Annotated in this window: 10 protein-coding genes and 1 tRNA gene; 8 read left to right on the forward strand and 3 right to left on the reverse strand. The window is 34.8% G+C overall.

Going from position 1 to position 13,516, the window contains the following annotated elements; translation table 11 throughout:
* Nucleotides 1-2 precede the first annotated feature (2 nt).
* Together NAT51_RS13345 and NAT51_RS13350 are read left to right on the forward strand one after the other, a co-directional pair.
* Complete coding sequence (locus tag NAT51_RS13345; RefSeq protein ID WP_250599421.1) at nucleotides 3-2,744, forward strand: AsmA family protein; 2,742 nt, start codon at nucleotides 3-5, stop codon at nucleotides 2,742-2,744.
* Between the two features lie 184 nt (nucleotides 2,745-2,928).
* Nucleotides 2,929-3,636 (forward strand): hypothetical protein, encoded by a 708-nt coding sequence (locus tag NAT51_RS13350; protein WP_250599423.1) that lies wholly within the window; start codon nucleotides 2,929-2,931, stop codon nucleotides 3,634-3,636.
* A gap of 99 nt (nucleotides 3,637-3,735) precedes the next feature.
* Here the strand turns inward: NAT51_RS13350 and NAT51_RS13355 are convergent.
* Nucleotides 3,736-3,808, reverse strand: a tRNA-Phe gene (locus tag NAT51_RS13355).
* Between the two features lie 131 nt (nucleotides 3,809-3,939).
* Here NAT51_RS13355 and NAT51_RS13360 point away from each other — a divergent pair.
* The 5 genes from NAT51_RS13360 (at nucleotide 3,940) to NAT51_RS13380 (ending at nucleotide 8,858) form a co-directional block, all read left to right on the forward strand.
* Nucleotides 3,940-4,674 (forward strand): type III pantothenate kinase, encoded by a 735-nt coding sequence (locus NAT51_RS13360; RefSeq protein ID WP_250599425.1) that lies wholly within the window; start codon nucleotides 3,940-3,942, stop codon nucleotides 4,672-4,674.
* Nucleotides 4,667-5,899: a hypothetical protein gene (locus NAT51_RS13365; protein WP_250599427.1), complete on the forward strand. Its 1,233-nt coding sequence runs from the start codon at nucleotides 4,667-4,669 to the stop codon at nucleotides 5,897-5,899. Before NAT51_RS13360 ends, NAT51_RS13365 begins: the two co-directional genes overlap by 8 nt.
* 3 nt (nucleotides 5,900-5,902) lie before the next feature.
* Entirely contained in the window at nucleotides 5,903-6,457 is a 555-nt protein-coding gene (gene lptC / locus NAT51_RS13370) for an LPS export ABC transporter periplasmic protein LptC (protein WP_250599429.1), read from the forward strand.
* A gap of 12 nt (nucleotides 6,458-6,469) precedes the next feature.
* Nucleotides 6,470-6,667, forward strand: coding sequence for a hypothetical protein (locus NAT51_RS13375; RefSeq protein ID WP_250599431.1), 198 nt, complete (start codon nucleotides 6,470-6,472; stop codon nucleotides 6,665-6,667).
* Nucleotides 6,668-6,764: 97 nt separating this feature from the next.
* Nucleotides 6,765-8,858: a peptidylprolyl isomerase gene (locus tag NAT51_RS13380; RefSeq protein ID WP_250599433.1), complete on the forward strand. Its 2,094-nt coding sequence runs from the start codon at nucleotides 6,765-6,767 to the stop codon at nucleotides 8,856-8,858.
* Between the two features lie 72 nt (nucleotides 8,859-8,930).
* Here NAT51_RS13380 and NAT51_RS13385 read toward each other — a convergent pair whose 3' ends face one another.
* Both NAT51_RS13385 and NAT51_RS13390 read right to left on the reverse strand, forming a co-directional pair.
* Nucleotides 8,931-9,839, reverse strand: a complete 909-nt coding sequence (locus NAT51_RS13385; RefSeq protein ID WP_250599435.1) for a GYDIA family GHMP kinase — start codon at nucleotides 9,837-9,839, stop codon at nucleotides 8,931-8,933.
* Nucleotides 9,840-9,841: 2 nt separating this feature from the next.
* Nucleotides 9,842-11,158 (reverse strand): hydroxymethylglutaryl-CoA reductase, degradative, encoded by a 1,317-nt coding sequence (locus NAT51_RS13390; RefSeq protein ID WP_250599437.1) that lies wholly within the window; start codon nucleotides 11,156-11,158, stop codon nucleotides 9,842-9,844.
* A 170-nt stretch (nucleotides 11,159-11,328) separates the two neighbouring features.
* Here NAT51_RS13390 and NAT51_RS13395 point away from each other — a divergent pair, with 170 nt between their 5' ends.
* Nucleotides 11,329-13,500 (forward strand): S9 family peptidase, encoded by a 2,172-nt coding sequence (locus tag NAT51_RS13395; RefSeq protein ID WP_250599439.1) that lies wholly within the window; start codon nucleotides 11,329-11,331, stop codon nucleotides 13,498-13,500.
* The last annotated feature ends 16 nt before the right edge of the window (nucleotides 13,501-13,516 follow it).

The following is a 13,516-nucleotide window of genomic DNA, read 5'->3' on the forward strand; positions in this document are numbered from 1 at the left end:
TCATGAAAATAGTATTTAAGGTTTTGAAAATTAGCGCCATAGCAATTGGTTCTGTTTTATTGTTGATGTTTGTTTTGCCAATGCTTTTTCCGGGAAAAATAGCAGAAGAAGTTAAAGGTTTTGCAAATAAAAAACTCAACGGCGAACTGAATTTCAAAGAAGCGAATTTGTCTTTTTTCAGTCACTTCCCATCGTTGACTTTAACACTTACTGATTTTTCACTTAAAGGATCTGCTCCTTTCCAAAACGAAAATCTGGTTAAAGCAGATGATATTTCTTTCGGAGTGAATTTGATGAGTCTGCTTTTCGACAGTTCGGTGAAGATTGATGAAATTTATATTTCTGATGCGGAAATGAATGTTCTGGTTAATGAACAAGGTCAGGCTAATTACAATGTATATGTTTCTGAAAAGAAGCAGGAAAAAGAAAAACCTGGAGAAACGTCTCTTCGTTTGGACCGTATTCAAATCGAAAACACGCATCTGACTTACAATGATAAATCGGCTAATATCCTGATTAACGCTGTTGGCTTTAATTATTTGGGGAAAGGAGATTTTGATAAAGCTATTTTTGATTTGGAAACAGAAGCTGAAATTGATTCTTTTGATTTTGCCTTCGGAGGTGAAGAGTATCTTAAAAATAAAAAGGTAAATGCTAATCTTATTACACAAATCAATACAAGCTCATTGGCTTTTGTGTTTCAGCAGAATAATTTGGTTATAAACCAACTCCCAATTGATTTTATCGGAAAACTGAATTTTCTTAAAAGTGGTTATGAGTTGGATTTTAATGTGAAGTCGGATGATAGTAACCTGCATGATTTTTTTACAGCTTTACCGCCTCAGTATGTGAAATGGCTTGAAAAAACTGAAATTCAGGGTAAAACGGATCTTCTTTTGACTCTCAAGGGAATTTATAATGTCGAAGAAAATAAAAAACCGGATTTGGCTTTTGCCATGAATATCCGTAATGGTTTGGTTAATTACAATGCTTCAAAAAATCCAGCATCGGGACTGACTTTAAAACTGGATACAAAACTACCTTCACTGGATGTAGATAAGTTATTAGTTAAAATAACTCCTTTGTCCTTTAAAATGGGACAGGATTATTTTGACGGAACTATTGAAACTGTTGGCTTGACTTCTCCTAACATCAATGCGAAAATTAAATCCAATCTGGATTTGAAAAAATTGCATGAAGGTTTAGGGATTCAGAATATGGATTTCTCAGGTAAATTGATTGCTGATGTCACAGCAAAAGGGATCTATGATCAAAATAAAAGATTGTTTCCTGTTACAAAGGGTAATGTTGTGTTGCAAAATGCAAGCTTGAAAACACAATGGTATCCCAATCCTGTTTCGGCGATTAATTTGACTGCCAATGTGGATAATAGTACAGGAATGTATAAAGATCTTAAAGTGAAAGTGACACCGGCTTCCTTTGATTTTGAAGGGAAAAAGATGTATGTGAATGCGTCGTTTGAGAATTTCGACGATATTCTTTATGATATAAAAGCTAAAGGTGAAATTGATTTGGGAAGGATTTATAAAGTTTTTTCTCAGGAAGATTTGGATATCAAAGGTTTTGTAAGAGCAGATTTGGCCCTTAAAGGAAGACAAAGTGATGCAACCGGTGGAAGGTATAACCGTTTAAACAACAGCGGAACCTTGTTCTTGCAAAATATAAGCACTACTTCTAGTTATCTGCCAAAACCATTTGTAATTAAAGAAGGTTTTTTCTCTTTTAATCAAAATCAAATGAATTTTAAAAATTTTCTGGCTTCTTACGGTCAGTCTGATTTTAAGATGAATGGACAAATGCAAAATGTAATCAATTTTGTAATGTCTGATAAAGCAATTTTGAAAGGAGAGTTCAGAGTGGAATCGAATTATCTTAATGTGGACGAATTCGCGGGAGGGGTGGCATCAAAAGAAGTTGGGAATTCTCAGGCGAATAATTCTAAGTCTGCTTCCTCAGGTGTAGTTGTAGTTCCGCCTAATCTTAATTTAAGTTTACTGGCTAATTTCAGAAAGGTTAATTTTGAAGGATTGTCTATCAATAATCTTACGAGTTACCTGAAAATGGATAAAGGGGAAATGCAATTAAAAAATACCGGATTCAATTTGATTGGCTGTCAAGTCAAAATGAACGCCTCTTATAAGAACTTAAGTCCGAAGAAAGCTTTTTTTGATTATAAACTTATTGCTAAGGAATTTGATGTTAAAAAGGCTTATAATGAAGTGAAAATGTTTCGTGATATGGCTCCGGCAGCTAAAACAGCAGAAGGTGTTATTTCACTGGATTATAATGTGGCTGGTTATCTGGATCAAAATATGATGCCTATTTATCCTTCGTTGAAGGGTGGAGGTGTTTTATCGGTTAAAAAAGTAAAGATGAAAGGTTTTAAATTATTCAATGCGGTGAGTAAAACCACTTCACATGATGGTATAAAAAACCCGGATCTTTCGGAAATAGACATCAAAAGTGCAGTTAAGAATAATATAATGACAGTTGAGCAATTTAAATTTAAAGTAGCTGGATTCCGACCTAAAATATCAGGACAGGCTTCTTTGGACGGAAGGCTTAATCTTAAAATGCGTTTGGGATTGCCGCCGCTTGGGATTATCGGAATTCCATTGAAAATAACCGGTACACAAGATAAGCCAATCGTTAAAATTGGTAAAAAATCTGATGATCTGGAAGAAACCGAATATCAGGAAAATGATACTATTAAAAAGGAATAGTGTAAAGTAATAACAAAAAGGCAGAATTCAACTTCTGTCTTTTTTGTTGATTATCAGTTTTTTATAATATTTTCTTGTACTAAGATTGTGCTTTTTGCGTTATAGTTGTTGATCTTTATTTTGCTTAAAGCAGAATTGTGCTTATTCTCTGTTTTTCGGTTTCATTCCTTTAATTATCCCGGTTATGAGAAAAATAATTTTATCAATGCTGTTGGCTTTGATTGGTCTGATCTTTAATTCCTGTCAAAAAGATGATGTTTCAAATGATAATGGTAAGCTGACAAACCAATCTGTGTTAGCCGATTTATTGATGAGGGTTTCACATTCAAGTGCAGCAAATATGTCTACCAGAGATGAAGATGAGTCGGTTTGCTTTACGGTCAGTCTTCCCATAACTTTTAGTATGAACGGTCAATTGATTACTGTTGCTGATCAGACAAACTACTCTGCTTTTCTGATTGCGCTCCATAATATGTATGATGAAGATATATCGGTTATTTTTGACTTTCCGATTACTATTTCTTATGAAGACGGCACTACTTTGGTTTTAAATAGTATAATGGATTTGCATGCGGCTTTACGTAGTTGTCATTCGGATGATGATGACGATGATGATATTGAATGCCTGGTAATCCATTATCCTTTACAAATTTCCTTTTATGATTCGGTTGGTGTCGAAAATGTATTGGTTTTTAATGATGACGGTGAATTGTTTGCCTTTTTGGATAATTTGGAAGATGATGATGCATTTGTGATAAATTTTCCGGTTACCATAACGGATTCTAATGGTAGTATGGTTGTGGTGAGTAATAACGGACAATTGGAAGCTATAATCGAGGTTGCCGATGACGAATGTGGTGATCATGACGGTGATCATGATGAAGACAGGTAAATAATTTTGGCTGTAGGTTGTGGGCAATCACTTAGTGGTGATTTGTTCTTTGTTGATGTTCTGAAAACAAAAAACCCACTCATTGAGTGGGTTTTGTTGTGGTGCCTCCAGGAATCGAACCAGGGACACATGGATTTTCAGTCCATTGCTCTACCAACTGAGCTAAGGCACCATTATGTCTGCTTTCGTTAAGCGTGTATTGCTTGTTGATTGCGGGTGCAAATATAGAACCATTTTTCATTTATCCAAAACATTTTTTTAAAAAAATCTATTTGTAACTTAGCAGAATCAATAATTCATGATATGATTTTAACTGTCGATGTAGGGAATACCCAGATTAAAAGTGCTGTTTTTGAGGAGGATAGATTGCTGGAAAAAGCTATTTTTTTGCTTTCAGATTTCAAAATTTCAATTGAAAATATTTTTAAAAAATTTGAAAAAATTTCAGTTTTGGTGGTTGCTTCGGTTGGAAAACTCGAAAAAGAGTCATTGGAAATGTTTGCTGAGAGGGTTGAAATTTACTTTATAGATAGAGAAAAACCTTTTCCGTTTATTAATAATTATGCTACACCGCATACTTTGGGGATTGACAGAGCCGTTTTAGCTGCCGGTGCAGTTTTGCAATTTCCAAATCAAAATAGGTTGATTATTGATGCAGGAACTTGTGTTACCTATGATTTTGTTGATGCAAAGAATGTATATCATGGTGGTGCAATTTCGCCAGGCATCCGTTTGCGTTATGATGCAATGCATTCCTATACGGCAAAACTTCCTTTATTGGAAAAGGAAGAGCCTGAACAATTGATTGGGAATTCAACGCTGCAATCGATGCATTCGGGAGTGGTAAACGGATTGGCTTTTGAAATTGATGGCTATATAGATGCATTAAGAACCCAAAATGAAAACTTTATCATAATTTTAACTGGTGGCGATGCTAATTTTTTGGCTAAACGATTAAAAAATACCATATTTGCCAATTCAAATTTTCTGCTGGAAAGTTTGAACTATTTATATCAATATCAAATCAACAATGATTAAGAAAATAATTTTGGGAAGTTTATTCCTTTTTTCGTTACAAACATTTGCTCAGGAAGGAACAGCATCGCCTTATTCGTTTTATGGAATTGGAGAAGTCAAATCTAAAGGGACTACTGAAAACAGAGCTATGGGAAGTTTGGGTATTGTAAGTGACAGTATTCATATTAACTTACAAAATCCTGCCACTTTTTCTGATTTAAAATTAACAACATTTACTGTAGCGGGAACTTTTACACCAACAAAACAGATAACTACTGAAGAAGAGCAAAAGGCGCAACGAACAACATTCGATTATCTTGCCATGTCATTTCCGGTAAGCAAAAAGATGGGTGTGGTTTTGGGTTTAATGCCATATTCATCAGTTGGATATAAAATTGTAAATTATACAGATACTGAAGGAACTAAATTTACAGGTTCAGGAAATGTGAACCGTTTTTTTACCGGTTTTGGGTACCAGTTGACTAAGAATTTGAGTTTTGGAGCTGACTTGGCTTATAATTTTGGTAGTTCAGATAAAAGTGCTGTTTTTATCTCTTCAGATTTGCAGTTCGGAACCAGAGAAATCAATTTGGCCGAAATGAACGGTTTGACTTATAAGGCCGGATTGAATTTCAAGTCTAAAATCAAAAAGTTTGATTTTACGACTGCTTTAACTTTTTCGCCAACATCAATATTGAAATCTGACAATACGAGAAATATTGCAAAAATTACATATACTCCGTCAGGAGATGAGATAGTGTGGGATTCGCAGGATGTGGTAATTCCTAATTCCGAAATCCGATTGCCTTCCAGGTTGACTTTGGGAACTGGATTAGGTTTGGATAAAAAATGGTTTCTAGGAGTTGAATCGACTTTTTCCAGTAAAGGAAACTATGGTGTAAATTATCCGAATGCATCTTATGAGAGTTCTTCAAAAATTGCATTGGGAGGATATTATATTCCGAAATATAATTCTTTTTCAAGTTACTTTGACCGAATTACGTACAGAGCAGGTGTCAGATATGAAAATACTGGTTTGGTGGTTAATTCAGAATCAATTAAAGACAGAGCAGTGACTTTTGGATTTGGATTGCCAATTTCAGGCTCTTTATCCAATGTGAATATTGGGGTTGAATTAGGGAAAAGAGGAACTACGGATTCAGGTTTGATACAAGAAAATTACATGAGTTTCTCTGTTGGACTTTCTTTCAATGACCGATGGTTTGTAAAGCGTAAATTTGACTAAAAAGTGAAATTGTTTTCTCAAATAAAATATGTGGAAAAAGTGATGTTGTTTTTTGCAGCACCACTTTTTTTAGTTTCTTGTGAAAGTAATTTTAAAGAAGTACAGAAAATTAATATTACCGAGTTGAATCCGGTAGGTGAAGCACAGGAATTCAATTTAAAATATACTGATTCCGGAAAAATAAAAGCAGTTTTGGTTTCGCCTCAAATGTTAGATTTTTCACATTTGGAATTTCCGTTTACCGAATTTCCAAAGGGAATTAATGTGACTATTTATGATGATGCCGGTAATCAGAATTTTGTAACTTCAAAATACGCAATTTCATATTCTGTATCTAACATAATTGAATTGCAGGGGAATGTTGAGATTAAGACTCATGATGGTAAAAAACTTGAGACTGAGCAATTGTATTATGATCAAAAAAATGAATGGTTTTTTACACAAAAGCCATTTAGGTTTACAGACAGAGGCAGTGTAATAAATGGTGTGGGTATCGATTTCAGTAAGGATTTTAAAAATCTGGATACACAACAAATCAATGGGACGTACAGTCTTTAAAAATTAAAAATTATGAAGAATTATATGAAATTTACACAGTATGCTTATTTGTTGGTAGGTGTGCTTATGTTGATTTATGGTATTGTTGAGCTTAATGCTGCCGAAAAAGATGCGTATCTTATCTTAGGATTTGGAGTTGCTGCAATCGGCTTGTTCTTTTTCCGTAGAAAATTTGCTAAGAAATTCGAGGACAGAAATAAGAATCAATAAAAAATTAAACTTTCTATTAAAATAAAAGCGGACATCTTTTATTATTTCACAGATAATTGTATTTTCGCCAACTGAATAAAAAAAATAATATAATATAATGGCAGTTTTATCTAAAATTAGACAACGTTCATTGCTGGTAATCGCTATCGTGGGATTGTCCCTTTTTGCGTTCATTATCGGGGCTTTAATCGAAAATGGAGGTTTTGGAACAGGATCTAGAAACGCTGGTACTATTAACGGTGTTGATATTCCTTTTGAAAGCTTTAGAGTTAAAGTAGACAATGCACAAAAAAGTCAGCAAGGACAAGGAGCTTCTTTAATGCAGGCTACAAATGCAGTTTGGGAGCAAGAGGTTAGAAGAGTATTGTTGGAAGACCAATTCGAAAAACTTGGATTGCGTTTGGGTGATGATCAATTGATTACAGTAATGCAGGATGATCCTCAGTTTGCACAGTTCAAAGGTCCAAACGGTAAATTCAATACGGCGAAATTTAATGAAATGGTTGCCTCTATGAAAAAATCCCAACCTGATTGGGAGAGATGGTTGAACTATGAGAAAGCAATTAGTCAGTTTGCTACTGAGCAAATGTATAATACAATTGTAAAATCTGGATTTTACACTACTCAGGCTGAAGGTAAATTTAACTACGAGTTAGAAAACAATAAAGTAACTTTTGATGTGGTTTCTGTGCCTTATACGACTATCGATGATAAGAAAGTTGAATTAACAGATGAGGAAGTAATTGCTTACATGAAGAAAAACGAGAAGAAATACAAAGCTGAAGAATCTCGTGAATTCGAATATGTTTTAATTGAAGATAAACCATCAGCAGCTGATGAAAAAGAAATTAAAGATAAAGTAAATGCTTTATTGAATTCTTCAGTTGTTTATAACACAAAAACCGGTAAAAATGATACGGTTGCTGGTTTTAGAAATGCTAAAAATGTTATCGAATTTGTAAATGCAAATTCGGATATTAAATACGATTCTACGTATATTGCTAAAAATGAATTGCCTGTTGATCATGCTCAGGCATTATATAACACAGCACCTGGAGCTATTTATGGGCCGTACGTTTTTGGTGATTACTACTGTATTTCAAAAATGTTGGCTAAAAAAGCAGGATTAAATGTAAAGTCGAGCCATATTCTGGTTTCTTATAAGGGATCAATGCGTTCTGAATCTTCAATAACGAAAGAAGAAGCAAAAGCTAAGGCTGAAGGAATTTTAGCTCAAGCACAAGCTAATCCAGCTTCATTTGCAATGTTAGCTTTTACGAGCTCTGATGATCCAGGTTCAAAACAACAAGGAGGAGATGTAGGATATATAGCTAAAGAATCTAATTTTGCTCCAAAATATAAAGATTTTGTTTTCGGTAATCCAGTTGGAAAAATCGGTTTGGTTGAAACAGAATTCGGTTATCATATCATTAATGTTACAGATAAGCAAGACGGTGTTCGTTTAGCGACTATCGCCCAAAAAATTGTTCCTTCGGAAGCAACAACAGATGCGGCTTTTACAACTGCAAGCAAGTTTGAAATTTTAGCAAATGAAAAAGATTTTGCAACTGCAGCTAAAGAAAGCAAATTAACAGTTGCTCCAGTGGCTAAAGTATTAGCATTAGATGAAAATATTCAGGGTGTTGGTCCTCAAAGAGAAATTGTTCGTTGGGCATTCAATGCTAAAGAAGGTGAAGTGAAACTTTTCAATACATCTGCAGGACATGTTGTGGCACGTTTGAAAAAAGTAAACGATAAGGGATTAATGCCAGTAGCTGATGCTAAAAATATTTTCGGATTCAAATTGTTAAACGAAAAGAAAGCGAAATTAATTGAAGCAAAAATGACTGGATCAACTTTGGAAGCAGTAGCTAAGGCAACTGGTTCTCCGGTTAAAGAAGCTAAAGATGTTGTTGCTGCCGGTTCGTTTATTGAAACTATCGGATCTGAGCCAAAAGTTGTTGGAACGGCTTTCTCATTGAAACCGGGAGTTGTTTCTCAGACTATTGCTGGTAATTCAGGTGTCTTTAAAATTAAAGTAAAATCTACTGCTAAAGCTCCGGCTACAAAGGATTTTAAAGCTGTTGTAAATAGAATTTCAGGACAGGCTAAAGGGTCTGCTGCCGGAAGAGTTTACAGTACTTTAAGACAAAATGCTGATATCGAAGATAACAGAGCGGAATTCAACTAATAAGTTGTTATTATATATAAAGAAGCCCCACATGTGTGGGGCTTTTTATTTTGGAAATCTTTAAAATAAAATTTATAAAATCATTTCTGAATAGGGAATAACTGTTATGTAACCTTTATTATTGAAGTATTCAGTTGGATTTTCTTTTGATATTGCCAAAACAAAGTCGCCACCCCAAGCTCCTAAACTTTTTACAACTCCTTCGAATTCTGGAAATAGGGCTTCTTGAACAGTTTGTGTTTCGAGTACATTGCTCATTTCTATTTCGTGATTTTGAATGGCTTTTGCAAATGCTTTGGCTTCTTTTGCTTCTACAATTTGTTGTGTTATAGTGTTAATAAGCGGTATTACTTTGTTGATGTCGCCCTTTTTATTGTAGTAATTGTGAATGGCTTCCCGGCTGTTTTGTTTTTGGTTTAAATAAATAAAGTAGATTTTATTAGAATAATCAGGAATGAAATTGACTGGAGTAATCAGTGGTTTTCCGTTCTCCAAATGATAGAGGATGGGTGTGTTGTTTTGTGCACAGGCGATATCATAGCCGCTGCCTCCAAAACTGTTTTTCAGCAAGGTAAATGCGTCAATTTTCAACCACTGGGAAATGTTGTTAATCAATGTTGAAGAGGTGCCTAATCCCCAGAATTTTGGGAAAGTCAACTCTGTTTTAATTGTGTAGCCCTGAGAGTTTAAAAAGTCAGGATTTAATAAATAGGCATGATGCAAAATTTCGATCAAAGTGGTTTTTACTTTGTCGCTTTTAAATGTCTCTTTATTGATGATTGACTCAAATGGAATTGTACTTTCAAACCATATGCTGCCATCACTATCGTAACTTGTCCATTTTATGGAGTTGTTTTTGCTATCATCGATTTTTAAATATTGACCAAATTTCGTCGGTAAAGCAAAGGCGATGGCGCCATCTAACACTACGTATTCGCCGGTAATGAGTAATTTTCCGTTACTGTAAAATGTCTGTTCCAAAATTATTTGCGTATTTCTGCCAGATAATCAACTACAGCACTGTGAGTAACTGTGTTTTTTTCAAAGTGTTTTACTACTTGTTTCCGCTCATCTTCAGTAGCTTTAAACTGATTTAGAATATTCATTAAATGCATTTTCATGTGGCCTTGTTGGATGCCTGTAGTGGTTAAACTGCGTAAAGCCGCAAAATTTTGTGCCAAGCCGGCAACAGCAACAATTTGCATTAATTCCTGTGCTGATGGTTTTCCTAACATTTCCAATGCGATTTTTACCATTGGGTGTAAACTGGTTAATCCGCCAACAGTTCCTAAAGCTAATGGTATTTCCATCCAAAAGGTGAAAATCCCGTCTTCTATTTTTGCATGTGATAAACTGGAATATTGTCCGTCTTTTGATGCGTAAGCATGAACTCCGGCTTCGACAGCCCTGAAATCATTGCCAGTTGCTAATACAACGGCGTCAATTCCGTTCATAATACCTTTATTGTGAGTAACAGCTCTGTAAGGTTCTATTTCGGCGATGCGGACAGCCTGAACAAATTTTTCGGCAAATTCCTGTGGGTTTTCGATATGTTTTTCGGCTAATTCTGATACGTTGCATGATACTTCGGCACGAACAACACAATTCGGGACATAGTTGGAAAGTATACTCATTACAACCGTAATGTTTTTTTCGTCTTCAGTGAATGCATCAAATGTTTGTGCTTCATCTTTTAAAGTTTTGGCAAACTGTTCCAGGCAGGAATTGATAAAGTTGGCGCCCATCGAATCTTTGGTTTCGAAAGTAGCATGAAGTTGATAGTAATTATCTAAATCGGCAGTTTTGTCTTTCAGGATAATATCCAGAATTCCTCCGCCTCTTTTTTGCATGTTTTTGGTAATACCTTCAGTTTCAGAGAAAAATTTCGGTTTAATCTGTGAGAAGAAAGTGTTGAGCTTTTCTTTGTCTCCGTTATAGATGAAGTGAACCTGACCAATTTTCTCCGTATTGATGATTGTAGCTTTAAATCCGCCTCTGTTTCCCCAGAATTTAGCTGCTTTACTTGCTGCGGCAACCACTGAACTTTCTTCAACGGCAAAGGGAATTGTGTAATTTTTACCGTTGATGGTGAAATTTGGTGCGACACCAAGTGGTAAGTAAAAGTTGGTTATCGTGTTTTCGATGAATTCATCATGTAGTTTTTGTAAGGAAGCATCTGTATTCCAATACTTTTTAATGGTTTGAACCACTTCTTCCGCATTTGCGAAATGAGTTGCAGCGATCCAGTTTATTTTTTCTTCTTTAGATAATTTTGAAAATCCGGAGATACTTTTGGGCATTTTGAATCTGATTTAATAAGCTACAAAGATAAAACTAGTGTTTAAAATATAGTGGTTATTTGAGGCTTTAAATTTCTGATATTGTTTCAATGTTAAGCATTTAACAAAATAATGTGTGTTTATGTGGGTTTTTTTTACTAAAATTGGGCGTTTTTTTACATCATCAATTCATGAAACAGATAAGATTTATTGCGATTTGTTTGGTTTTGGCTTCATTCTCAGCCATTGGACAACAAAAACTTACTTTAGAGGAAATTTGGGGCGGTGCCTTCAGAACACAAGGTATGACGGCTCTTGAAGCTATGAAAAACACGAATCAGTATACCGTCCTGAACTTCGACAGAGCTTCAAAAACATCACAAATCGATTTATACGATTTTGCAACTTTGAATAAAGTATCAACTTTGATTGATACAAAAGATTTCAAACAACTGGAAGGTATAGATGCCTATACTTTCAGTAAAGATGAAAAACAGATTTTGATTGCGAATAATTCGGATCAGATTTTCCGTCATTCTTTCGTGGCGGATTATTTTATTTACGATACCGCTACAAAATCGCTTACAAAATTGGCTGATTACAAAGTGCAGGAGCCAACTTTTTCTCCTGACGGAAGTAAAATTGGTTATGCTTATCAAAATAATATGTATGTGTATGATTTGGCATCAAAGTCACACAAGCAGATTACTAATGATGGTAAAAAGAATGCTATAATTAATGGAGTAACGGATTGGGTTTATGAAGAAGAATTTGCATTTGTAAAGGCTTATGACTGGAATGTAGGATCAGATAAAATTGCTTTTATCCGTTTTGATGAAACTGATGTGCCGGAGTTTTCTATGGATTTCTACAATGAAGGGTTATACCCAACCCAAAATGTATTCAAATATCCGAAAGCCGGTGAGAAAAACGCAGTGGTTTCCTTACATATTTATGATGTAAAATCGGGAGCAACAAAAAAAGTAAATCTTGACAATTATAAAGATTTTTATATCGCGCGTATTGAGTGGACAAATGACACAAATGTATTAAGCGCGCAAGTGTTAAACCGTCATCAGAATAATTTAGACTTATTGTTTGTTGATGGGAATTCGGCTACTGCCAAAGTAGTATTGAACGAAAAGGACAAGGCATATGTTGATGTTACAGATAATCTGACTTTCTTAAAAGATAACAGTTTTATCTGGACTTCTGAAAAAGATGGATTTAATCATATTTACCACTATGATAAAACAGGTAAACTTAAAAAACAAATTACTAAAGGAGCTTGGGAAGTAACAAATTATTATGGTTTTGACGAAAAAGCAGGCATGATTTACTATCAGTCTGTTGAAAATGGTTCTGTCAATCGTGATGTATATGCTGTTAAATTAGACGGAAGCGGAAAAAAACGTTTGTCTACTGAGACTGGAACTAATGCAGCTGTTTTTAGTCCAAATTTTCAGTATTTCATCAATTCGTATTCTAGTGCCAAAAATGCACCTAAGCATACTTTACATGAAACAAAAACAGGGAAGTTAGTGAAGACAATTATTTCAAATGAAGTATTGGAAAGTAAATTGGCAGCCTATAATTTACCATCTAAGGAATTCTTTGAAGTAACCACAGAAAAAGGACATAAGTTAAATACATGGATGATCAAACCAAAAGATTTTGATCCGAATAAAAAGTACCCTGTCTTTATGTTTCAATATTCGGGCCCGGGTTCACAGCAGGTAGATAATGCATGGAATGGAACAGATGATTACTGGTTTATGATGTTGGCACAGCAAGGTTATATTGTAGCTTGTGTAGATGGTCGCGGGACTGGTTTTAAAGGTGCTGAATTCAAAAAATGTACACAAAAGGAATTAGGAAAATTCGAAGTGGAGGATCAAATTGATGCTGCTAAGGTTTTCGGTACATATTCTTATGTGGATAAATCAAGAATTGGTATATTTGGATGGTCTTACGGAGGATTTATGGCGTCAAACTGTATTTTTCAGGGAGCCGATGTATTCAAAACAGCAATTGCTGTTGCGCCTGTGACTTCTTGGAGATATTACGATAGTATTTACACAGAGCGTTATATGGAAACACCACAAGAAAATGCAAGTGGTTATGATAACAATTCGCCGATTAACCATGTAAGCAAACTAAAAGGGAATTTCCTTTTAATCCACGGAAGTGGTGACGATAATGTTCATGTTCAAAATACAATGAAGATGGTGGAAGCTTTGGTTCAGGCAAATAAGCAGTTTGATATGGCTATTTATCCGGATAAAAACCACGGTATTTATGGCGGTAAAACCAGATTGCAATTGTACACGAAGATGACTAATTTCATTAAAGAAAAATTATAATTTTTTAAATATTTTT

It is taken from the genome of Flavobacterium amniphilum (assembly GCF_023634845.1).
GTDB lineage: Bacteria > Bacteroidota > Bacteroidia > Flavobacteriales > Flavobacteriaceae > Flavobacterium > Flavobacterium amniphilum.

Excerpts from the sequence above, each read along its gene's own strand:
- NAT51_RS13345 (WP_250599421.1), top strand. The coding sequence starts at position 3 with ATGAAAATAGTATTTAAGGTTTTGAAAATTAGCGCCATAGCAATTGGT.
- NAT51_RS13350 (WP_250599423.1), top strand. The coding sequence starts at position 2,929 with ATGAGAAAAATAATTTTATCAATGCTGTTGGCTTTGATTGGTCTGATC.
- NAT51_RS13360 (WP_250599425.1), top strand. The coding sequence starts at position 3,940 with ATGATTTTAACTGTCGATGTAGGGAATACCCAGATTAAAAGTGCTGTT.
- NAT51_RS13365 (WP_250599427.1), top strand. The coding sequence starts at position 4,667 with ATGATTAAGAAAATAATTTTGGGAAGTTTATTCCTTTTTTCGTTACAA.
- NAT51_RS13375 (WP_250599431.1), top strand. The coding sequence starts at position 6,470 with ATGAAGAATTATATGAAATTTACACAGTATGCTTATTTGTTGGTAGGT.
- NAT51_RS13380 (WP_250599433.1), top strand. The coding sequence starts at position 6,765 with ATGGCAGTTTTATCTAAAATTAGACAACGTTCATTGCTGGTAATCGCT.
- NAT51_RS13390 (WP_250599437.1), bottom strand. The coding sequence starts at position 11,158 with ATGCCCAAAAGTATCTCCGGATTTTCAAAATTATCTAAAGAAGAAAAA.
- NAT51_RS13395 (WP_250599439.1), top strand. The coding sequence starts at position 11,329 with ATGAAACAGATAAGATTTATTGCGATTTGTTTGGTTTTGGCTTCATTC.